Source organism: Bacillus haynesii (assembly GCF_001969855.1).
Classification (GTDB): domain Bacteria; phylum Bacillota; class Bacilli; order Bacillales; family Bacillaceae; genus Bacillus; species Bacillus haynesii.
Genome location: NZ_MRBL01000001.1, coordinates 130021 through 151091 on the forward strand (window position 1 = coordinate 130021; position 21071 = coordinate 151091).

The 21071-nt window shown below is 46.1% G+C and carries 21 protein-coding genes; 6 read left to right on the top strand and 15 right to left on the bottom strand.

The genetic code is table 11. The features are described 5' to 3' along the window. Positions 1 to 105 precede the first annotated feature (105 nt). Positions 106 to 354, top strand: a complete 249-nt coding sequence (locus BTA31_RS00640; protein WP_043925235.1) for a hypothetical protein — start codon at positions 106 to 108, stop codon at positions 352 to 354. On the opposite strand, the gene BTA31_RS00645 is transcribed toward BTA31_RS00640, so the two are convergent. After that, complete coding sequence (locus BTA31_RS00645; RefSeq protein WP_076788255.1) at positions 351 to 1358, bottom strand: LLM class flavin-dependent oxidoreductase; 1008 nt, start codon at positions 1356 to 1358, stop codon at positions 351 to 353. The genes BTA31_RS00640 and BTA31_RS00645 overlap by 4 nt on opposite strands. A gap of 86 nt (positions 1359 to 1444) precedes the next feature. On the opposite strand from BTA31_RS00645, the gene BTA31_RS22915 reads away from it, so the two are divergent. Continuing rightward, positions 1445 to 1582: a hypothetical protein gene (locus BTA31_RS22915; RefSeq protein ID WP_167370600.1), complete on the top strand. Its 138-nt coding sequence runs from the start codon at positions 1445 to 1447 to the stop codon at positions 1580 to 1582. A gap of 28 nt (positions 1583 to 1610) precedes the next feature. Here BTA31_RS22915 and nfsA read toward each other — a convergent pair whose 3' ends face one another. Then, a complete protein-coding gene (gene nfsA, locus BTA31_RS00650) occupies positions 1611 to 2360 on the bottom strand; it encodes an oxygen-insensitive NADPH nitroreductase (protein ID WP_043925237.1) in 750 nt (249 codons plus the stop codon). Positions 2361 to 2504: 144 nt separating this feature from the next. Between nfsA and BTA31_RS00655 the strand changes: the two genes are divergently transcribed. Then, positions 2505 to 3680: an amidohydrolase gene (locus BTA31_RS00655; protein WP_076788553.1), complete on the top strand. Its 1176-nt coding sequence runs from the start codon at positions 2505 to 2507 to the stop codon at positions 3678 to 3680. Positions 3681 to 3708: 28 nt separating this feature from the next. Here BTA31_RS00655 and BTA31_RS00660 read toward each other — a convergent pair whose 3' ends face one another. Both BTA31_RS00660 and BTA31_RS00665 read right to left on the bottom strand, forming a co-directional pair. Next, positions 3709 to 4878: an FtsW/RodA/SpoVE family cell cycle protein gene (locus BTA31_RS00660; RefSeq protein WP_076788257.1), complete on the bottom strand. Its 1170-nt coding sequence runs from the start codon at positions 4876 to 4878 to the stop codon at positions 3709 to 3711. Positions 4879 to 4989: 111 nt separating this feature from the next. Then, complete coding sequence (locus BTA31_RS00665; RefSeq protein WP_043925239.1) at positions 4990 to 6174, bottom strand: FtsW/RodA/SpoVE family cell cycle protein; 1185 nt, start codon at positions 6172 to 6174, stop codon at positions 4990 to 4992. Between the two features lie 278 nt (positions 6175 to 6452). Here BTA31_RS00665 and BTA31_RS00670 point away from each other — a divergent pair, with 278 nt between their 5' ends. After that, positions 6453 to 7808, top strand: a complete 1356-nt coding sequence (locus tag BTA31_RS00670; protein WP_043925240.1) for a YjiH family protein — start codon at positions 6453 to 6455, stop codon at positions 7806 to 7808. 425 nt (positions 7809 to 8233) lie between these two features. Next, positions 8234 to 8494 carry a spore morphogenesis/germination protein YwcE gene (gene ywcE, locus BTA31_RS00680; RefSeq protein ID WP_043925241.1) on the top strand — a complete coding sequence of 87 codons (261 nt, stop codon included), beginning with the start codon at positions 8234 to 8236 and terminating at the stop codon, positions 8492 to 8494. A gap of 47 nt (positions 8495 to 8541) precedes the next feature. Here ywcE and BTA31_RS00685 read toward each other — a convergent pair whose 3' ends face one another. From BTA31_RS00685 to BTA31_RS00725, 8 genes are all read right to left on the bottom strand, one after another. Then, the gene (locus BTA31_RS00685; protein WP_076788260.1) at positions 8542 to 9741 is read right to left on the bottom strand and encodes a clostripain-related cysteine peptidase; all 1200 of its coding nucleotides are present in this window, start codon (positions 9739 to 9741) and stop codon (positions 8542 to 8544) included. 17 nt (positions 9742 to 9758) lie between these two features. Beyond that, positions 9759 to 10214 (bottom strand): GNAT family N-acetyltransferase, encoded by a 456-nt coding sequence (locus tag BTA31_RS00690; RefSeq protein ID WP_076788263.1) that lies wholly within the window; start codon positions 10212 to 10214, stop codon positions 9759 to 9761. An 11-nt stretch (positions 10215 to 10225) separates the two neighbouring features. Then, the gene (locus BTA31_RS00695) at positions 10226 to 12034 is read right to left on the bottom strand and encodes an ABC transporter ATP-binding protein (RefSeq protein WP_076788265.1); all 1809 of its coding nucleotides are present in this window, start codon (positions 12032 to 12034) and stop codon (positions 10226 to 10228) included. Further along, positions 12028 to 13959 (bottom strand): ABC transporter ATP-binding protein, encoded by a 1932-nt coding sequence (locus tag BTA31_RS00700; protein WP_076788555.1) that lies wholly within the window; start codon positions 13957 to 13959, stop codon positions 12028 to 12030. The genes BTA31_RS00695 and BTA31_RS00700 overlap by 7 nt, the downstream gene beginning before the upstream one ends. 42 nt (positions 13960 to 14001) lie before the next feature. Further along, positions 14002 to 16002, bottom strand: a complete 2001-nt coding sequence (locus tag BTA31_RS00705) for an asparagine synthase-related protein (RefSeq protein WP_076788268.1) — start codon at positions 16000 to 16002, stop codon at positions 14002 to 14004. Continuing rightward, positions 15999 to 16463 (bottom strand): lasso peptide biosynthesis B2 protein, encoded by a 465-nt coding sequence (locus BTA31_RS00710; RefSeq protein ID WP_043927624.1) that lies wholly within the window; start codon positions 16461 to 16463, stop codon positions 15999 to 16001. Before BTA31_RS00710 ends, BTA31_RS00705 begins: the two co-directional genes overlap by 4 nt. After that, complete coding sequence (locus BTA31_RS00715; protein WP_003186189.1) at positions 16463 to 16735, bottom strand: PqqD family peptide modification chaperone; 273 nt, start codon at positions 16733 to 16735, stop codon at positions 16463 to 16465. Before BTA31_RS00715 ends, BTA31_RS00710 begins: the two co-directional genes overlap by 1 nt. Positions 16736 to 17095: 360 nt before the next feature. Beyond that, the gene (locus BTA31_RS00725; RefSeq protein ID WP_076788271.1) at positions 17096 to 17728 is read right to left on the bottom strand and encodes a response regulator transcription factor; all 633 of its coding nucleotides are present in this window, start codon (positions 17726 to 17728) and stop codon (positions 17096 to 17098) included. Between the two features lie 171 nt (positions 17729 to 17899). Between BTA31_RS00725 and BTA31_RS23830 the strand changes: the two genes are divergently transcribed. Then, positions 17900 to 18016 (top strand): lariocidin family lasso peptide, encoded by a 117-nt coding sequence (locus BTA31_RS23830; RefSeq protein ID WP_423856373.1) that lies wholly within the window; start codon positions 17900 to 17902, stop codon positions 18014 to 18016. 99 nt (positions 18017 to 18115) lie between these two features. Here the strand turns inward: BTA31_RS23830 and qoxD are convergent, their stop codons facing one another. Genes qoxD through qoxB form a run of 3 tightly spaced genes read right to left on the bottom strand, consistent with a single transcriptional unit; the run spans position 18116 to position 21059 of the window. Further along, complete coding sequence (gene qoxD / locus BTA31_RS00730) at positions 18116 to 18481, bottom strand: cytochrome aa3 quinol oxidase subunit IV (RefSeq protein ID WP_076788274.1); 366 nt, start codon at positions 18479 to 18481, stop codon at positions 18116 to 18118. Continuing rightward, complete coding sequence (qoxC, locus tag BTA31_RS00735; protein ID WP_023856999.1) at positions 18481 to 19095, bottom strand: cytochrome aa3 quinol oxidase subunit III; 615 nt, start codon at positions 19093 to 19095, stop codon at positions 18481 to 18483. Before qoxC ends, qoxD begins: the two co-directional genes overlap by 1 nt. Positions 19096 to 19109: 14 nt before the next feature. Further along, positions 19110 to 21059 (bottom strand): cytochrome aa3 quinol oxidase subunit I, encoded by a 1950-nt coding sequence (gene qoxB, locus BTA31_RS00740; RefSeq protein WP_020453362.1) that lies wholly within the window; start codon positions 21057 to 21059, stop codon positions 19110 to 19112. Positions 21060 to 21071: the final 12 nt, after the last annotated feature.

Below are 21071 nucleotides of genomic sequence, written 5' to 3' on the forward strand. Positions count from 1 at the left end.
ACCACTCAACAAGGCTTTTTTATGTTAAAATACGGATAATGCGTTCAGGAGAAGCTCTCCCTTCTCTTCAAAACGTGAAAAAAGCAATCGGAGGACATCGTATATATGCTTTCTTTTATCGTATTATTCGGCTTATCCTTCATTATTGTCTGCTTTATATTTTTCACGATTTTGTACTTCGCCGTCAACCTGCAGAAGCGCGAGCCCAAGCCATTTCAAAAAGCTGCGGAGCAAACAGTCGATACCATCATCCTCGTTCCGCTCAGCTGGCTGTTTACCGCTTTATACATATGCATGCTGTTTATTCTTTTCCCGATCCGCCATTTTCTCGATTTTTTTCAGCAAAAACGCTAATTTGACTGATGAAACACTTCGGCCAGCAGCCGGTATGATTCCAGCCTGTCTTGAAAATCGTGGGTGATCGTCACCGCCATGATTTCATCTGTTCCGTAAGCGCCGGCCAGTTCAAGCAGCTGTTTCTTCACTTGCTGCGGCGTCCCGATGACCATCCGTTTTCGATTGTCTTCCACTCTCTTTCTTTCATAAGGAGAATATTGATATGACACGGCCGTTTCCAATGATGGAAAGCCTTCGGTCACCATCCCCTGTTCATTGGCCAATAAAGAGAAATCCAAACTTTTGGCAAGGTTCTCCGCTTTCTCTTCTGTCTCAGCGCAAATCACAAATACAGCAACGATCACGTTTGGCTGTTCCCCCAGTACAGAAGGTTCGAACCTCTCTTTATAAAGTCTGGCCGCCTCTTTTCCGCCTTCACCGTTAATAAATTGGGCAAATGTATAGGATGCCCCTGTTTGGGCGGCAAGCCTTGCGCTTTCCCCTGAGGAACCGAGCAGCCAAACAGCGGGCGCTGTGGCGACGTTCGGCGCTGCGGTCAAGTTGGGAAAGCGGTGATGTTCATCAGCTTGATCGTATAAATATGTGACGAGATCCTGAATTTGTTCGGGATATTGGTCAGCCATCCGTCTTGCTCCATTTTGAAGAGCCATGGAAGCGATCGGCATCCCTCCCGGAGCTCGTCCGACACCGAGATCAATCCTGCCGGGCGCAAGTCCTGCCAAGACGCGGAAGTTTTCTGCCACCTTGTAGGCGCTGTAATGGGGAAGCATGACGCCGCCGGATCCTATACGGATCTTCTCTGTTTTAGCCGCAAGATAACCGATCAGAACCTCCGGACTTGACCCTGCCAAGTTCCTTGAAAAATGGTGCTCAGAAACCCAAAATCTCTTGTATCCGAGCCGCTCCGCCGCTTGCGCAAGCTCCACCGTATGCTGCAAAGCCAGTTCAGGTGTGCTTCCTTCAGAAACAGGAGTCTGATCAAGTATGCTTAATGACAACATCTTTTTCACCCCAAATCTTCGTTTACTTTTCCTGCGCAAAAAGAAATAATAGTATCATGGATAAACTAAAGGAGCTCCCAGTACTGATGAATGAGACGAAGCAAAAAACGCACCCGCCAGCCGTAGAAGAACGCTTTGCAAAAGGCTGTTTATTCGGAATCCTTTTCAGTCTTCCCTTTTGGCTGATGTTTTATCTTTTCCTGCAATACATGCTGAAAAGATAAGTCCCCTCCGAGTCGGAGGGGAGGTTCCTTACCTTTTGTTCAAACCTTTTCCTTTAACGAATTCATTCATATACGCACGCGGCGGCTTTTTGAGGCTGCCGGTGATCTGGTCTGTCCATTTGTCAGACCGTTTGCCGTCTGTCCGCTGTTGATAATAGTTTGAAATCGTTTCGTCATATGCGGACAAGTGCTTTTCAAACTCGTCATCGTCCGCTTGATAGGCATTTTCATGATAAATGTGATCAAGCGGCAGACGCGGTTTTTTGGCCGACGGGTTGGCCGGATGACCGACGACAAGCCCGAACAGCGGAAGAACGTATTCAGGAGTTTCAAGAAGCTTGGAGACTTCGTCCAAGTTATTGCGAATCCCACCGATATAGCAGATGCCGAGGCCCATTGATTCGGCCGCTATTGACATATTTTGAGCGGCAAGCGCTGCATCGATGACGCTGACCATAAAGGTTTCCGTCCCTTGAAGAGAGGCAGTGATATCTACACCCTTTTCCCGGGCCATTTTATCATGCCGGTAAAGGTCTGCGCAAAATACAAACAGATGGCCGTTTTTTTCAACATATGGCTGATTCCCGGCCAATTCCGCAAGCTTGCGCTTCTTGTCCGGATCGGTGACACCGATGATTGAATATGCTTGAATATAGCTGGACGTCGATGCGCTTTGAGCGCTCTCCACAAGCAGGCGAACCTCTTCTTCGGTCAGGAGCTGATCTGTAAAAGACCTGATCGAACGGTGATTTAAAATGGTTTCAATCGTTTTATTCATCCTTTTACCTCCTCAACCTTTATCATATCCAATATCTGCTTTTCTCTAAAGCAAAACGGTTTGGCGGACTGCAAAAGGATTCAATTTCATATGGTAAAATGATAGAATCGTCTTACTATTTTTGAAGCGGAAAGGGAGATGACGGTGAAGTCCGTAATTGAAGAATTAGATGCATTATATCCGGAAATGATCGAACTCAGGAGACATTTTCACCAATATCCGGAGCTTTCCCATCGCGAGGTCAATACACCGCGCACCATTGCAAATTACTTGGAAAACCTCGGGATTGGTGTGAGAACGAATGTCGGTGGCCAAGGAGTCGTCGGTCACATTAAAGGCGGTCGCCCTGGCAAGACGGTCGCCTTGAGAGCCGATTTCGACGCTTTGCCTTTACAGGATCAAAAAAATGTTCCGTACCGGTCGACTGTCCCCGGCGTCATGCACGCTTGCGGACACGATGCCCACACGTCGGCTCTCCTCACAGCCGCAAAAGCCCTGGCAAAGCACCAAAAAGACTTGAAGGGAAATGTCGTGCTGATCCATCAATTCGGTGAAGAGGTCACACCAGGCGGCGCCAAGCCAATGATTGAAGCCGGCTGTCTCGAAGGCGTGGATGCCATTTTTGGCACCCACATCTGGGCTCCGATGCCCGTCGGTCAAGTCGGTGTTAAATCAGGCTCGATGATGGCAGCCGCTGATAAATTTAAAGTCACGATATCCGGGCGGGGCGGACACGGAGGCGCGCCTCACTTAACGACAGACGCTTTAATCACAGGAGCCTCGGTCGTCAACCATCTTCAGCAAATCGTCAGCCGCAGAATCGATCCGACAGAAGCAGCCGTCTTGTCGATCGGAACGTTTCATTCAGGCCAGGCATTTAACGTCATCGCCGAAGAAGCGGTCATCGAAGGAACGGTCCGCACCTTTTCAAAACATGTCCAGGAAACGATCATCGCCGAGATCGAACGCGTCATTAAGGGCGTCTGCGACAGCGATGGCGCTTCGTTTTCACTCGACTATGAAAAAGGCTACCCGCCTGTCGTCAACCATGAAAAAGAAACGGACATCGTCCGCCAATGTGCCAAACGAATCGTCGGCCCTGAAGCCGTCATCGAACTCGAACCGAATATGATCGGCGAAGATTTCTCTTATTTTCTTGAACATGTCCCTGGATCATTCTTTTTTACCGGCGCGGGCAATCCGCAGACTGGAGCCGTTTACCCGCACCATCACCCGATGTTTGACATCGATGAAAAAGGCATGCTGAACGCGGCGAAAATTCTCGTATCGGCAGCTCTAACATTTTTAAACCAAGACTAAAAAGACAGCCTGATTCGGCTGTCTTTTTTTATTTAAACATATAGCCTTTATATTTTGTCAGCTGGCAGCTGGCGTTATAAACGATCGCATAGCCGATCAAAGCAGACAACACAGAGCTCCCTCCGTAGCTGATGAACAGAAGGGGAACGCCCGTAACCGGCATCAGACCGACGTTCATTCCGATATTTTGGAATGTGTGGATGACGATCAGCGCCGTATATCCAACACAGAAAAACGAAGCAAACTTGTTGTACGGGTGTATTTTATCGATCAGCACAACAAGCCGGTAAATGAAAAGGAAAAACATGATGACAACAAATGTACAGCCAATAAAGCCGAAACTTTCACCGATGACGGCAAAGATGAAATCGGTTTGGCCTTCAGGAACGTATACTTTCAAATTGTTCATGCCCATTCCGAAGATTTCTCCAGAGCCGATCGCCGTAACGGCCTTTTCGGTCTGATACGTATCGTTCGCGTCCTGCTGGCTCGAATCGACCCATGTCATCACCCGATTGATCTGATATTGCTGGATATGCAGCGTATCCTTTGAAAACTCCGGAAAATTGATCACCAAAAACAGAACGAGCAGTACGAGCATGATTCCTGAGCCCGCCACGATGAAAATCAGCTTCCAGTTCACACCTGATAAAAACACCATAACGGCGACAAAGAACATGCAAATACCGGCCGTACCGGCGTCCTGCATTAAAATCAAACCGACCGGAACCGCCGATACCCCTGCGATTTTCAGCAACAGGCGAACATCCTCCTGCATCGAGCGCGAGCCTTTCGGACTTGCTTTGGAAATCACAGAAGCCAGCATCATAATCAGGCCGATTTTCATAAATTCCGACGGCTGCAGCGTGATCGAACCAAATTGAAACCAGCTTTTCGCTCCTTTGATAACCGGGGCGATCGACGGTGGACTGAACTTTAAGACGATCAATGACAAAATGCCGAATAGATATATGTATATGCTGAATTTTTCAAGCTGCTCCAGATCAAAATAGAGAAAGCCGACGATCACCGACATGCCGAGCAGATAAAAGAATAATTGCTTTGCCGGATAACCCTTCGGTGAAAAAGACGGCTCTGCAGCGTAAACAGCGATCACACTGATCAAAAAGAACATGGCTAATATAAAAATCAAATCTCCCTGATAATAGGGACTTGTCGTATTTTTCTTCTGGCCCATTATACCCCGCCTTATTTCTTCATCAAAAGCACTAACTTTCATTATAGCATGAACAATCGTTCACATTGTGAAAAAAGGTGAATAAAATAACAGCCTGCATACATCAGGCTGTTATTTGAACATATAGCTTTGATACTTTGTTAACTGGCAGCTTGAATTGTAGACAACCGCGAAGCCGATCAAGGTTGCTACGACTGAACTGCCTCCGTAGCTGACCAAAAGCAGAGGGACGCCGGTCACGGGCATAATGCCGATATTCATTCCGATATTTTGAAAGGTATGAATGACAATTAAAGCGGTAAAGCCCGCACAGAAAAATGAGGCAAACCTGCTGAACGGATGTATTCGGTCGATGAGCACGACAAGCCGGTAAATTAAGAAGAAAAACATAATGACAACAAAGGTGCATCCGACAAACCCGAAGCTCTCGCCGATGACGGCAAAAATAAAGTCTGTTTGCGCTTCAGGAACATAGACTTGAAGATCGCTAACGCCATTTCCGAATACTTTTCCCGAACCGATCGCCAGCTGCGCCCTTTCGACCTGCATTTTATCGTCGGCATTTTGTTCGCTCGGATTGACCCAGGTCATGACGCGGTTGATTTGGTATGGTTCAATCCCGACCGCTCCCGCGACATCGGGAAATTTGATGATGACAAACAAAATCAAAACAACGGCTGCAAGACCCGTTCCAAAAATGAGAGAAATCAATTTCCAGTTCACGCCCGACAGAAATACCATCACAAGGATCACAAACGCGACGATCCCGGCTGTACCCGTATCCTGCTCTAAAATCAAGCCGAACGGAACAATGATGATACCGGCGATTTTCAGCAGAAAAATCCAGTCTTCTTTCAACGTACGCTTGCCGACAGGCCCGTTTTTAGACATGAAGGAAGCCAAGTACATGATCAGCCCGATTTTCATAAATTCCGACGGCTGCAGCGTAAACCCGGGAAGCATAAACCAGCTTTTGGCACCGTTGATGACCGGCGCAAACCTGTATGATCCGATATATGCCGGACTGAACTTTAACACGATCAGCATCAAAATGCCGAGCAGATAGAAATAAAAGCTGAGCTTTTCAAGCTGCTCCAAATCAAAATAAAGAAACACGATGATGATGAAGGCCCCCAGTAAATAGTAAAGGGACTGTTTCATCGCAAAGGGTTCATTATATTGATTAAACTGCTGAGCAGCGTACACAGCCACAACGCTGATGATAAAAAAGACAATATAAACAAAAATCAAATCCCCCTGGTAAAAGGGATTTGTAATATTCTTTTTCTGACTCATTCGAAATCCCGCCCTTATAATATGACACGATGAAATAATGCAGGAAGACGGCATCCGCTTCCTCACAAATGATATGACGTACAGAAGACCAAAATGTTTCGATTTTATTGCGAACAAATTCCTATTCTATTTTAAAGGATTTTTCCAACTATTGTCGAATGTGATAAATTCATTGATTTTTGATTGATTTGTATTAAAATGAGTAATGTTGCATAAAATTAAACTTTTGCCTTCGGCAGAAGTGGTACAGAATCACCAATTCATAAGGAGTTTTTCATTTGGATAAAGCACTTCAAAAGCGTAAACGGCTTGATCTCATAAAATTTTTGATCCCTTCTCTTATCGGAATTATTCTGTTTATGATTCCTGTTAAAATTGAAGGAAATTTAACGATTCCAATTGCTGTCTTTTCAAATGCATTGCAGAAGCTGCTTCAGCAGCAATTGCCGTTAATCATGACGGTTATCGTAACCGCAACATTTATCTTAACCTTTATCACCAAAACCTTTCATCCGGCTTTCATCAAAAAAAGCGAGTTTTTCTATAACCTGCTGAATGTATCTTTATTTTGGTATATCGTCCGCCTGTTCGGCATGATTTTCGCAGTGATGGCGTACTTTAAGATCGGACCTGAAGCGGTGTATGCCAAGAGTACCGGCGGAACATTATTATTCAGCCTGCTTCCCGTTCTCTTCTCCGTCTTTCTATTTGCAGGCCTTTTTCTGCCGTTCCTGTTGAACTTCGGCTTGCTTGAACTGTGCGGCGCTTTGATGAAAAAGCTGATGAGGCCAGTCTTTAAGCTGCCGGGACGGTCATCGATCGATTGTATGGCTTCATGGCTCGGCGACGGCACGATCGGCGTGCTCCTGACAAGCAAACAGTATGAAGAAGGGTTCTACACGAAGCGTGAGGCCGCCGTCATCGGCACGACTTTCTCAGTCGTCTCCATCACGTTTTGCCTCGTGATTATTTCACAAGTTGACCTTGCTCATATGTTCGTTCCGTTTTATTTGACGATATTGCTGGCGGGTGCCGCAGCTGCGGTGATCAGCCCGCGGATTCCTCCTTTATCAAGAAAGGCTGATACTTATATTACAGATCAAGCGGATCATGATCAAGAGGAGATTCCCGACGGATACACTCCGTTCCAATGGGGACTCAGCCGGGCTGTCGCAAAAGCAAAACAGAATACAAGCGTCAAAGATTTCTTGCAGGACGGAACCAAAAACGTGCTCGATATGTGGATGGGCGTCGCTCCCGTCGTCATGGCGCTCGGCACAGCCGCACTGATTGTCGCTGAATATACGCCGGTTTTCAAGTGGCTCGGACTGCCGTTCATCCCCCTTCTCGAACTGCTGCAGGTTCCTGAAGCCGCTGAGGCCTCACAAACGCTTGTCGTCGGGTTTGCCGACATGTTCCTGCCGTCTGTGCTCGGAAGCGGGATTGAAAGCGAAATGACCAGGTTCATCATCGCCTGTGTATCGGTTACACAATTAATCTACATGTCCGAAGTCGGCGGTCTTTTGCTCGGTTCCAAAATCCCGGTGACATTCCTTGACCTCGTCTTGATTTTTCTCGTTCGGACGCTTATTACGCTGCCTGTCATCGTATTGTGTGCCCACTTTATTTTTTAGACAAATAAAAGGCTCCCGGCGCCAAATGCCGAGGGCCTTTTTTGTTTAGAATAAATCGTTGATCCAAGGCGTCTGCGGCCTTATCGTGCGATCCAGCCTGTTTACTTCTTCTTCGCTTCCCGTATGCCTGCCGGCTTCGTATAGGAAACGTGCGGTTCTTGGCTAACTTTCGCATGATCAATCTCCTCCACACATTTTCGCTATTCACTTCTTCTCCCCTTCACCCTTTATGTCCTACTGAATCGCCGTGAAAATTGAGCCGATAGTTGGAGCGGAAAATGCTTTCCAATATGTATCATTTTTCGAAGAACGTGGTATAATAAATGTAACAGAATGTTCACAAAATATTCTCCAATTAGACACAATTAATGTTTTGTTCCGCTTTTTTTGACAGCGCTATCATTATCGAAAGGGGCTGAAAACGCATGGATATGTTTTTCGCTTACTTGCTGATTGCAAGCGCCACTCCTTTATTTTTATGGCTGGACAACAAAAAGGTCGCAATTTCTTCTATTCCGCCGATCATTTTAATGTGGGTATTCTTCTTTTTCTATATGACCAGCAGCCTTTCTCCTACAGGACACTCTCTCATGATCGTACTCTTTATTCTCAACGTTGTCATCGCCCATGTCGCCGCTTTCATGATTTACGGACTTCCATTGATCCGGAAGCACATGAGCCGATAAAAAAAGTGCCGGTTTTTCCGCCGGCGCTTTTTTGCTGTTAAACGCAACTATAAATCAAAGTTAAATGTTGAATGTGAGTAATCTTTGATGAATGTTTGATACCGGGCGCTGAAGTCAAGGAGGTGGTATATTTTTGATTTTTCCGCAAACCGCTTTTGGTTGTCTCTGGCCGGATAATAAACGGACATACCGCTTCCTCTTGGGTGCTCCGGAGACTTGATGTTCATGATGACCGCCTTCTTGACGGATTTTACAACCGCTTTTGCTTCTTTTTCAGCTCCGATCTGCTGACCGATCAAGCTTGACAAATCCGCCAAATCAACCATATCTGATTCATCTGCATAATCTTCAGCAGCGAGACGTGCGTAGTAAAGCAGGCGCTTTCCATCCGGCTCTTTCAATGCCCGGTTCATGCTTAAGCTCAATCTGTCGAGGGCATCAACAGCGTCTTTGACGCGGTTCAATTGAATTAAAGACTGCTGCAGGTCTTCTGTTTCACCGTTTTCTTTTGACTGCTGTATGTAGCCTGCAGCGATTTCCCTGCCAAGTTCTTTCGGATCGATAGAAGGGTCGTCTTGAACAGACTGCAGCGCCCCTTTGTAATCCCAGCCGTTTTGGTTCGTATAGTCGACCGAAGCCAGCATATACCTTCCATAATCCTTTAAGGCATATGCCGTTTCAATCCCGGCCATTTTGCAGTTGTCAAAACCGATTAAATCAAACCTTTGCTTCGTATGTTCATAAGCCTTTTTGATTCCCGACTGGAGCTCGCTTATTTTCATTTTCTTATTGCCGAAGTTTTCGTCTCCCCCGTAGCCGTCAACGGAGCCAAGCCCGTGCCCCCAGAAGATCAATACATATTTTTTAGCCGGGTATTTTTTGACTCCCCATGTGATAAAGTCTGTGACGGAGCCGGGACTGTCCATATTTTTCTTCCCGATATTTTCGAGGGACACCAGTTTCTGATGTTCGACTTTCCACCTCTGATTCACCTTGTGACTGATCGACGGGTTCGCCCATTTTTTTGCTCCCCCTGTCTGAAGAACGACATTGACGTTTGAAGATGAACCGGCATCCATCATTTCCTGAATATCATCGCTTGCCATATGAAAATCGCTTTCCATGTCAGATCCAATCATATATACAAGAATGGTATAGTCATCCTTTTCTTTTAATAGCGCGGCTGATGCCGGCTGAAAAAAGGCGACTGAAATAACGGAAAAAACAATCCATTTGATCAAGTTCATCGTCTTATGCTCCTTATTTAAGATTCCGGGAAATAAATAAGAGAGTAGTAGCCGTCCTCATCCGGCTGATCGTGTTCCAATGAATATCCGACTGATCTGAAGCACGCTAAGCACCTCTTGTTATCTTCTTCAATCCCGGCAAACCACTTGTTGATCCTGCTCAATTCCGGCAATGCCATCGTCCTTTTGATGAGCGCTTTTCCGTATCCCCCTCCGCGCAAAAACGGATCGACTAAAAGGGCAATGTTCCCGGTCGAGTCTTGCTCAACTTCAACCATGACAACGCCGACGGGCTTGCCTTCCTTTAAAGCCGCCCATATCCGGTAGTTTTCATTCCCGCCTGCAAAATTGAACCACTCGTCAAGTGGCATCATTCCTTCCAGCCGCCTTTTCACTTCTGCATCCTCAAACCAGGTCTGCAGCCATTCAATATCTTCTTTTCGAAACAGACGAAGTTCTTCTATATTGCTCATTGCTTTCTCCTTTACTGCGCGTATTTTTCAGCTTGCAGGCGATACAGCTCTGCATACTGTGCCTGATTTTTCATCAACTCTTGATGGGTTCCGGCCTCCGCCACCCTTCCTTTTTCTAAAAATACGATGTGGTCGGCAAAACGGGCCGTGCTTAACCGGTGCGAGACAATAATGACTGTTTTGCCTTGCGTCAGCTTTTGCAGCTTATCAAATATCTCTTCCTCAATAAATACATCCAGCGCAGAAGAGGGTTCATCAAATATCAAAATGTCGGCAGACTCATCACGCATAAATGCGCGGGATATGGCGACCCGCTGCCATTCTCCCCCCGACAAATTCCTGCCGCCAAACAGTCTGCCAAGCTCTGTTTCATAACCGTCTTCAAGCTTATGCAAAAACTGATCCACTCCGCCGAAGGCCGAAGCACTTTTTATTTTAGCCAAGTCGGTGCAAGAAGAAATGTCGCCCAGGCCGATATTGTATTTCAATGTCATTTCGTACCGCAAAAAATCCTGAAACACAGCCGCGGCATTTGACCGATAATCTTCAATATCATACTTATAAAGCGGTAAACCATTATAAGAGATCGTGCCTTGATTAGGATCAAAATAACGCAGGAGCAATTTAACGAGTGTGCTTTTGCCTGATCCGTTTTCTCCCACGAGAACGGTCGTCTTATTCAATGGAATATCGAGCTTATGAATATCAAGAACCGTTTTGGTTCCATCATAAGAAAATTCCACTTGATCACATGTAAATCCTTTTTGCTTTTGAGCAGCTGGCGCGATTTCCCCATTTTCCATGGAATTTTTGCTGTTTAAAAAAGAATGCACATTTCCGAGGTGCCTCGTTTCTCTTGCTCCGATTGCAAACGCAGCGAACATTTCATTGATTCCTTCATTGAACTGAACCGCGGCTCCGATAAACAGCATCACATCCCCGATGGATAACCCCCCATGAAAAGCCTGGTGTACGATGTAAATCAGGACGGCACCTGCGGCCAAAGATTGTAATACCGACCAGAAAAGCTGATACAGCGCCAGTTTTTTTTGATCGTTGGACAGCGTATGAAGGAGCTCCATCGAGGTGTTTTTATAAAACGATTTAAAAAAAGGAACAAGATTGTAAATCTTGACCTCGCCGGCTGTTTCAGACATGAGAGGGACACCTGCATAATATTCCGCGCGCCGCCTCAGTTCCTGAACCTCTTTCCGTCCTTCAAATGTCGCATTGTTTAACTTCGCCTCCCAGTACAGTTTGGGAACGGCCAATATGAGAAACAACAGAGGCACCCACGGTGCAGACATGCCAATCAATAAACTGCTGGCTGCAATCATCACCATTCCGCCGAAGGTTTGAGACACGATGGATACCCACATCGTGACAAAATATTCATTATAGCGGATGATTTGTGTATTGGTATGAAAAGATGCGTCTTCAAAAGCCGCGATATCAGGAATGGAAATTGCCTTTTTCATGAGCATTTCATCAAGATAAGCTTCGAGCTTGGCGGTAAGGAGCCTTTTCTGCATTTCAGCCACAGGCTGAAGGGCATCTACGATCAGCGTAAAAGCAATGTATGCAAAGGACGCCCATACCAGTGTATTCCAAGAAGACAGCTCAAACGGCGCCCGTGCAATCTCATCGATCACCTCTGCGCTTAGCCAGACTAGGAGCGGTCCGAGCATAGCGCCAAGCAAGGTGATCAAAAACAGAACCGCCGACTTAAAAGGATCGCAGCGCCAAAACAACGTTAAACCGTAAAATATGATGGAAGCGGTTTGAGGCAGCTTTTTGAACAACGAATAAAACTTCAGCAATATACCTCATCCCTCCCCTGAAACGATTTGGCTTGCATGCGGAACATTCTGCTGTATTCCCCGTTTTTGTCCATAAGTTCCTGATGGCTTCCCTCTTCCGCGATTCTTCCGTTTTTCAAAACCAGTATGCGGTCAGCCATTTTTACCGTACTGAACCGATGGGAAATCATGATCACCGTTTTTCCCTCTGTGAAGCTGTGAAACTGCCGGAAAATATCATACTCAGCCCGAATATCCAAAGATGCGGCCGGCTCGTCCAATATGACGAGTCCGGCATCTTTCATAAACGATCTGGCTAAAGCGATCCTTTGCCATTGGCCTCCCGAAAAATCGGTACCGCCCCATTCAGGGCCGATCATCGTTTCCAGCCCTTCAGGCAAACCTTCGATGATCGTTTCCAGCTTGGCAGACCGGGCGGCGGCGCTAAGTTTTTCCTCATCACCTAAAGCTTCCGTGCGGCCTATCGCGATATTGTGCCGGAGTGACAATTCGTACTTGCCAAACTCCTGAAACACAACCGCCATCCTGTTTCTCAGCTCATGAAGATCGACTTGGCGGATGTCTTTGCCGTTCACTTTAATCTCACCCTCATCATATTCATAAAAACGGCAGAGCAGTTTGATGAGCGTTGTTTTCCCCGATCCATTCGCCCCTACAATGGCAATTCTTTCTCCCGGTGATACTGAAAAGCTGATTCGATTCAGAACCTCGCCTGAGTGCATGTCATCTGATTGAGGCTGCTCGTCGTGTTGCCGCATCTCTTCATCCTCAAGCTCATCGAGCATATCCAAATCTTCCTCATCCTCGTCAGCTTCAGCTTCATTTACCCGAGAGCCGGCAGCCGCTTCTCTGAAAGGATAGCGGAAGGTTACATTTTTGAATTCGACTGCCAGCGGTCCTTCGTCCCCGAGAGATTCGCCATTGGAAGGAAGCCTGATATCCTTTTCAGCGTTCATAAAAAGAAAAAAGTCTCTTCCCATTCTCCATATATCGAACGTATCTGCACCTTCTTTGGCGATATCCCGGAGAGCCGCTGATAATTGAAACACGGCCCCTAAGTACAGCGATATATCCCCCACAGAGAAACTGCTTGAATGGGATTGGGACAGAATCCAAAAGTACCCCAAACCCGTTCCGGCCCCCGATAAGAAACCCGTTAAAACCGACCAGCGCGCGCTTCTGACTTGAATATTCCGCAGCACAGAATACAAGCCTTTAAAAGCAGATTGATATAAATCAAGAAAGAAAGATCCCAGGCCAAACAGGCGTACTTCTTTTGCAGATCGTCTCCCAAGCAGAATGTGGCGCGCATATGCAGCCCTCCTTCTGACAGGGGCGTAATCCTTGTGATATTCCCACTCCATTTCATTATAATGATTATGGACAAAAGCGAATGGAGCGGTAGACAAAATAAGGATGAAAGCAAGGACGGGCGACAGATAGGCGATGATCAAAACGACGCCCGCCAAAGACATAATGGCGGTCACCAAGTTCGAACTGATATTAATGAATTGGGAAGGTAGCCATGTCGAACGATCCCGCAGTGTTTCCAGCCGGTCCCTGTACTTTGGATCCTCAAAAAAGCGCATCCCCGGAATGCGGTCAAAAGCGTCGATTAACAAACTGTTGACTGTGATCATCGACCTCTCAGAAAGCATTGCCTTTACCCATTTTTCCAATGATTTAACGACACTGATCATGACTAAGCTTCCTGCATAAATGACAGCCCATATTTCCGCATGGATGACGGCTTCCTGCTCGACAATGCCGTCGATCATTTCCTTTGAAGCGTACAATTGAATTAAAGGTGCTCCGGCCTCGATCAGCATGAAGAAAACCATGCAAATCATCAGCCACGGGCCGGATTTCCAGACCATTTTCCCAAGCAGACCTGCCGTTTGCAGCGGCTCTTGGATATGCTTCATCTTCCACACATGCTTCACCTTCAATTTCTATACCTATTGTGGTCATTGATACGAGTATATTTTGGCTTTCTCCGGCGTATTGACGGTTTCGATATCAGCCATGACCCTTGGTTTTCCCGGACGGCTCCGATCGAGAAGGTGCTCCTTCCCCTTGGATGCTTCCCTGAGCCATATTTCCAAGTCAATGACAGATCTCATATACTGATATCCCATGCCTAGATCATTATTTGGATCTTCAGAACGGATAGCCATAGCCAGCAAGTGTTTCCACCATATATCGCGCTTAATGATGCCAAGTTCTTCAACGAAGACGCGCTCCCCCGGTTCAAATAGCTGAAGGACGTGTCTGCGGTCATTCATAAAGCTTTTCCTGGCCATATGGGCATATGTTGTTTTCGTTGATCTGTTATATACATAGGCAGGCAGGATATCGGTGAAAGATTTGCGAAGAAGCATTTTAGAGCCTGCATAATGTTCTTCAAGCCCTTTTAAAACATCAAAATGCTGTTCAGGCGGTACAGAAAATGAAAATTCGATCAGCCGCCGATCCAAAAACGGATGGTACGTAGGCAATGTCACACCAACGGCATCCATGTACCTCGCTCTCGGCCACAAAAAGTCAAAATGAAACCTCTTGCCCCACACTGAGAGCTCCCGGCTTTTTCGATAGCGAAGATGATCTTCCTTATTGATCTCCCGTTCTCTCTTTCGGTGTTCTTCAGTAAAATATTCAGGCAGCTCATATTCCGTATCTGACCACAGCAGGTCATAATAGAGCTTTTCGCCGATATAAGGCATGAAAGGGGCGATTCCGTATTGAAATCCGAGCTTCAGCATCTCTTTCACGCTGCCGCCTGACCATTCACAAAGCAATTTGTAGATTTCAGAAAAACGTCTCTTCCGAAGCAGAGAATCGAGCACTGACACTTCTCCGCTAAAAATGAAATCCCCGCCCTCACCTGTAAGGACAGACGAAGCACCATACTCCTCAGCGATCACTGTAAAAGTCTCATTGACCAGTGAATTGGCTCTCGGATCAGGACCGTCTACAAACCAAAGCGGATCACGCCCGATTTCCGCGTTTGGAATTTTGGCTGTAGCGTCTCCAAGAATGATCAGGCCGGGGATGTCCATATCCCGCATCATATTTTTTACAAGGTCCATGTCATGGCTTAATATCATGTCAGGTTCGGCAAATGATATGTTGACGGCCAGCAGCTGTTCCTTGCATCCGCCTGCCACTGCTGCGGCAGTTACGGCAGCTGAATCCAGTCCGCCGCTTAATTCGACAATATGCCTTTGATCTTTTAAACGATCTGCTGTCACTTTCTGAAAAAGCTCCCGGAACCGCGGAACAGCGTCTCCGGCAAGATCTTTCACGTTTAACAGCTGCGGGAGTCCCCAGTAGCTGTGCACGTGAACCGCATGATCCCGGCCGAGAAAAGCGTAGGACGCCGCAGGCACTTTGCGTATTCCTTTAAAAAACGTCCGATCTTCAAAGCCGTTTTCTCCTACAGCGAAGCCTGAAGTAGGAAACATTCTGCACACATCTTGATCGATAGCAAAAGGAATGTCATGAACAAGCAAAAGGATGCGCAAGTCATTCGCTGCAAACCATTCTCCTTTCGGACTGACCCAGTAGTAAACCGGACGGGTTGCGTATATATCAGTCGCCAAAACAAGGCTATGCAGACTGTCATCCCACCACATCATTGTAAACTCGCCATGCGAGTAAGAAAGCATGGCAGCTTTGTCCTGCTTCAATGACGCGTACAGCTCGTCATCAGATTCGATCTTTCGGGTGCCATCCGATTTTGCGTTAAGACCGCCGCTGATCCAGCCGTCTAAGATGACGGGGTGCAAAAGGTTTATTTGGGTCGAAGGTCTAAAAGCTTCATCGTATCGGATATGCGCTTCAGCCATGTTTGCGATCCCGCTGCTGTAGCTGTGAATCTGTTCTGCCCGCCCCCATTTCTTGACGGCGGTAACCCACTCTTGCCATGCAACGGTGTTGTCTCCCTGCATTCCAAACCATATTTTCATACTAGAGATAACACCCACCTTTCAGCATAAGCGCTCATCTTATACGTCTGTAAAACTTTTAAATTCTTATTTTTATGATTCGGATCGATCGATTGGCCGTTTTCCATCTGAACCCACGCATGAGAAAACAGCTTGTCATCAATTTTCTTGACCCCGATCACGAGATCAGCATCAGATCCATTGCTGAATAATATAGATTGAATCGTCAATGCAATAGAAACGCATGAAGTGACCAAATGGTCGTCTTCATCAAGCGAATACAAATATTCGCCGTGCCGAAGCAGTTCGTCTATATCAAGAAGCCCTGCGCCTCTTGGCTTTGCGCTCGCATACAGCGGAAACAGATGGATCGCAATTTTTTCATAAGCTTCTTCAAAGTCATGATTTAACAGCATCATACGTACAAAAGCATGAACGGTTGTAAAATACTCATGATTTTTGACTGGCGCTCTTTTTTTCATCAGCTTTTATCCTCTATTTTAATCAGCTTGTGATGTGTCAGTTCCTGTATCGCCTCATTTAATATCGCTGACAGTTCTTCCTCCGTCTGATCGAACGCCGATTGCCACTTGATCAGAATATCTTTTTTATCCTTTCGTTCATTTTCAATTTCGATCCACAGCTCTTTTAAAGCCCCTTCCAATCCGAAATACTGCCCATTGTCCAGGTTTAGGACGATGCATTCATTCTCCAACACGGTTGTCGCTGTCTCTTGATTTCGAATAATTTTCAAAGTTAGACCTCCCCGGTATGCATGATTTCAGAAAAATAAAGGAGAAGAGAGCCGGTAAGCTCTCTTTCAGCACTTTATGCATGATGTTCTTTCCACTCCCCAGGCGAATGCCGTTATCATTCCAGCGCTGGAGCGTTTTAAAAAGAGCCTGCAATGCGACGATACCCCTGAATTTACCAACTGATCACATGAATCAGATTATCACAGGACAATATCAAAAAAACCGCAAAAAACTACCGAAAACCGACATGATTAGCCAACTGCATCAATGGGCCATTATTACGGGATTTATTCGGAGGAAAAAGAAAAAGAGAGCCTATCGACTCTCTTTTGCAGGAAAAAACGAATATATACCTTGTTTTAAACTTTCTGCTTGATCAAATTAAGCATCGTTCCTTTTTTTACTGCACAGTACCGCGACGTTACTTTTAGCTTTTTATATATTTTGCTCAAGTGATACTCTACGTTGCGCGTCGACATTTGTAAGTCTGCTGCGATCTCTTTATTTGTTTTACCGCTGGCCACCTTCTGCAAAATATCCAGTTCTGTGTCTGTTAAATGCTCGTCCACAGCGAGATCGGAGTCGAGCCTCAGTTTTTGCAGCAAGCCGTCGGGAAATAACACCGCCCCTTTTAAACACAATAAAATACTCGAAGCAATCATGCTGTCTGTATACGATTTATCGATAAACCCTTTGACTCCGGCTTCGATCAGCTTATTAAAATATGAGTGAATTTCATCTCCCGAAAACATAATGATAATTTTGGATTGAGGTGCGATTTCCAGCGTTTTAAGAGACAGTTCCAACCCGTTCATCCCCGGCATTTTTAAATCATAAAGAAAAACGTCTATATGTACCTCTTGATTTTTTAAGAGGTCGAGAGCTTCATTTCCTTCGTGGCAAACGATGACATCCATATTATATTTTTTTAATATTTCCTTCATTCCGGATGTCAGAACCCTGTAGTCGTCTACTAACAACACGCGAATCATCAGTAACACTCTCCTTAAGTCAGTTTCCTCCGAACAAATACCGCAATAAAAACCCTATGAATAGAATTGAAGGATGATGTCGGGTTTTAGTGCCTTTTTGTGGTTTTTACCACTTTATTCTATGATAGCATGAATATGTAATCAACTGGAAGTAATAAGGAGGTGAGACAGATGCGCAAATTGGAAAGTGCTCAAGTTAAAAACTATGGTACATTCCTGACTGTTACTCTTTCTAAAAAGAGCAAGCCAGGCGACGGCAAATTCGGCCGCGGCGTAAAACGCGGTTAAGAGTGTATGAGAAAGAGAGAGCCTGAGGCTCTCTCTTTTTCCGTTCAGCAATCAAAAAAGAGTGCGGATCGTTGAAATCCGCACTCTTTTGCCAATCAATTAATGTCCGCTGTGCTCAGAATGTTTTGCACCTGGAGAACCGCCCTCAGGGTTGTCTCCGTGATGGTTGTGAGCAGCGAAGATCCAGACGGAACCGGCAATAATCGCAACCGCAATAAATGCGGCAAACAGCGTATTCCCGACTTGGATTTTGCCGCTGTCACTTTCAGTCATATGCATAAACATTAAGAGCTGAAGTCCAGCTTGGACGATCGCAAAACCGAAAATAATCCACAGCTTTGCAGCCATGCTTAAATCCGTATAGATCACCCACAAGGCCAATAAGGTCAGCACAATGGACAACACGAACCCGACAATATGCTTCCAAGGAAAGTGGCTGTGTTCAGCCGATTGTTTTGCTGCCATTATACATTCACCAACCCTATCAAATAGACACCGGTAAAGATGAAGATCCATACCACGTCTAAGAAGTGCCAATACAAACTTGAGATAAACAGCTTAGCAGACGTTTGCGGGGTTAGGCCGCGCTTTTTCGTCTGAAGCAAAATGCCGATAATCCAGAAGATACCGATCGATACGTGCAGTCCGTGCGTTCCCAATAGAACAAAGAAAGATGACCAGTAAGCACTTGTCGATAAAGTGGCACCTTCGTGTACATAATGATTGAATTCATAAAGCTCATAGCTGACAAAACCAGCACCGAGCAACAGGGTAATGATCATCCAGATCATCACGCCTTTCAAACTGCCGCGGCGCATCTCATGCACTGCAATGCCGCATGTGAAACTGCTCGTTAACAGCAGGAACGTCATGATTAAAACGAGCTTTGCATCGAACAGTTCTGCCGGCAGTACGCCTCCTGCTGTTCTGTTATGAAGAACAGCATAGGTCGCAAATAACGTAGAGAATAAAGCAATCTCCGCTCCAAGAAAAATCCAAAAGCCAAGGATATTCAACCTTCCGATTTCAGAACGGTATTCCATAGGAGCGTTAGAATTGCTGTGTTCTGCATGTTCCATCAATCCCGCCTCCTTTACTTGGCATTCTTTCGTTCAGTCTCTTTTATTTCCTCAACACTTACATAGTAGCCGTCGTCATATTCAAATGAACGAAGAATCATACAAAGGAATACACCAATCAGACCGACGATTCCCATCCAGAACCATTCAAAGACAAGCCCGAATCCAGCAAATCCGAAGCATAATGACATGAGAAACGGACGGCCTGAATTGCTCGGCATATGAATCTTTTTAAACTTGCTTTCGGGATGAATCTCGACATTGTCTTCCTTCATTTGCGCAAATGCGTCAGGTGATGTGACTTCAGGCAGAACCGCAAAGTTATAGTGCGGCGGGATCGCAGAAGATGTAGCCCATTCAAGCGTACGACCCATTCCCCAAGCATCTCCTGATTCCTCGCGTTTTGAATGACGGAAGCTGTAGAAAATGTTGTAGCAGAGAACGATGAATCCTGCGGCCATCAGTAATGCGCCGAATGTCGCAATCATGTTCAATGCAGTCCAGCCGTCTTCTGCTCCGTATGTGTAAATACGGCGAGGCATTCCCTGCAATCCAAGGAAATACATCGGGAAGAAGCAGATATTAAAGCCCGTCATGAACAGCCAGAAGAACCATTTTCCGATGCGTTCGTTCAATTTGTGACCGAACATTTTCGGATACCAGAAGATCAATCCGGCGAAACATGCAAACACAGTACCCGCGATCAGCACGTAGTGGAAGTGTGATACGAGGAAGTATGTGTTGTGATATTGATAATCCGCAGCTGCCATCGCAAGCATAACGCCCGTAACACCGCCGATGACGAAGTTCGGAATAAATGCAAGCGACCACAGCATCGGCGTTGTGATTTTGATTCTGCCTCGATGCAGCGTCAACAGCCAGTTAAAGATTTTAACCCCGGTCGGCACCGAAATCGCCATCGTCGTAATTGAGAAGAACGAGTTGACCGCCGCGCTGTTGCCCATTGTGAAAAAGTGGTGCAACCAAACGACAAAGCTGAGAACCGAAATCGCCACAATGGAATAAACCATCGCTTTATAGCCGAACAGCTGCTTTCTCGCAAATGTTGCAATGATTTCTGAAAAAATACCAAAAGCAGGCAAAATAACGATGTAAACCTCAGGATGTCCCCAAATCCAGAACAGGTTCGCCCACAGCATCGGCATACCGCCGTTCGCCAAGGTGAAAAAGGCTGTTCCGAACAAGCGGTCAAATGTCATCAGCGCCAAAGCCACTGTCAAGACAGGGAAGGCGAAAATGATAATCACACAAGTGATCAGCGTTGTCCAAGTGAACATCGGCATCCGCCATAGGGTCATGCCTTTTGTACGCATTTTCAGGATGGTAACCATAAAGTTGATCCCGGTGAGAAGCGTACCGATACCCGCGATCTGAAGTCCGAGCAAGTAATAGTTCTGCCCAGGTCCGGGACTCAGCTCATTGCCCGCAAGCGGCATGTAAGCCGTCCATCCTGCACTCGGTGAGCCACCGATGACGAATGAAATATTAAACAGCATCGCTCCGACCATGAAGGTCCAGAAGCTCAAGTTGTTCAAATACGGGAATGCAACATCGCGCGCACCGATTTGAAGCGGTACGACCACGTTCATTAATCCAATAAGAAACGGCATCGCCATGAAAATGATCATGATCGTACCGTGTGTCGTAAATACTTCATTATAGTGGTTGGAATCTAAAAAGCTGTTATTAGGAAGCGTGAGCTGGGCACGCATCATTAACCCGTCGACACCGCCGCGGAAAAACATAATCACTGCGGCAATAAGGTACATGATTCCTAAACGTTTATGATCGACGGTGGTAATCCACTCTCTCCAAAGCCATTTCCATTTTTTGAAGTATGTCAGCACAAATACGATTGCAATGGATGTAAGCAAAATGGAAATCTGTGCTCCAAGAATTAATGGGTCACCTGTAATTATGAATTCGTCCCATTTCAAATTCATGCAAGCTTCCTC

Excerpts from the sequence above, each read along its gene's own strand:
- ywcE (WP_043925241.1), top strand. The coding sequence starts at position 8,234 with ATGGATATGTTTTTCGCTTACTTGCTGATTGCAAGCGCCACTCCTTTA.
- BTA31_RS23830 (WP_423856373.1), top strand. The coding sequence starts at position 17,900 with ATGCGCAAATTGGAAAGTGCTCAAGTTAAAAACTATGGTACATTCCTG.
- qoxB (WP_020453362.1), bottom strand. The coding sequence starts at position 21,059 with ATGAATTTGAAATGGGACGAATTCATAATTACAGGTGACCCATTAATT.
- qoxD (WP_076788274.1), bottom strand. The coding sequence starts at position 18,481 with ATGGCAGCAAAACAATCGGCTGAACACAGCCACTTTCCTTGGAAGCAT.
- BTA31_RS00700 (WP_076788555.1), bottom strand. The coding sequence starts at position 13,959 with ATGAAGCATATCCAAGAGCCGCTGCAAACGGCAGGTCTGCTTGGGAAA.
- BTA31_RS00685 (WP_076788260.1), bottom strand. The coding sequence starts at position 9,741 with ATGAACTTGATCAAATGGATTGTTTTTTCCGTTATTTCAGTCGCCTTT.
- BTA31_RS00645 (WP_076788255.1), bottom strand. The coding sequence starts at position 1,358 with ATGTTGTCATTAAGCATACTTGATCAGACTCCTGTTTCTGAAGGAAGC.
- BTA31_RS00640 (WP_043925235.1), top strand. The coding sequence starts at position 106 with ATGCTTTCTTTTATCGTATTATTCGGCTTATCCTTCATTATTGTCTGC.
- BTA31_RS00690 (WP_076788263.1), bottom strand. The coding sequence starts at position 10,214 with ATGAGCAATATAGAAGAACTTCGTCTGTTTCGAAAAGAAGATATTGAA.
- BTA31_RS00710 (WP_043927624.1), bottom strand. The coding sequence starts at position 16,463 with ATGAAAAAAAGAGCGCCAGTCAAAAATCATGAGTATTTTACAACCGTT.
- nfsA (WP_043925237.1), bottom strand. The coding sequence starts at position 2,360 with ATGAATAAAACGATTGAAACCATTTTAAATCACCGTTCGATCAGGTCT.
- qoxC (WP_023856999.1), bottom strand. The coding sequence starts at position 19,095 with ATGGAACATGCAGAACACAGCAATTCTAACGCTCCTATGGAATACCGT.
- BTA31_RS00725 (WP_076788271.1), bottom strand. The coding sequence starts at position 17,728 with ATGATTCGCGTGTTGTTAGTAGACGACTACAGGGTTCTGACATCCGGA.
- BTA31_RS00705 (WP_076788268.1), bottom strand. The coding sequence starts at position 16,002 with ATGAAAATATGGTTTGGAATGCAGGGAGACAACACCGTTGCATGGCAA.
- BTA31_RS00665 (WP_043925239.1), bottom strand. The coding sequence starts at position 6,174 with ATGAGTCAGAAAAAGAATATTACAAATCCCTTTTACCAGGGGGATTTG.
- BTA31_RS22915 (WP_167370600.1), top strand. The coding sequence starts at position 1,445 with ATGAATGAGACGAAGCAAAAAACGCACCCGCCAGCCGTAGAAGAACGC.
- BTA31_RS00660 (WP_076788257.1), bottom strand. The coding sequence starts at position 4,878 with ATGGGCCAGAAGAAAAATACGACAAGTCCCTATTATCAGGGAGATTTG.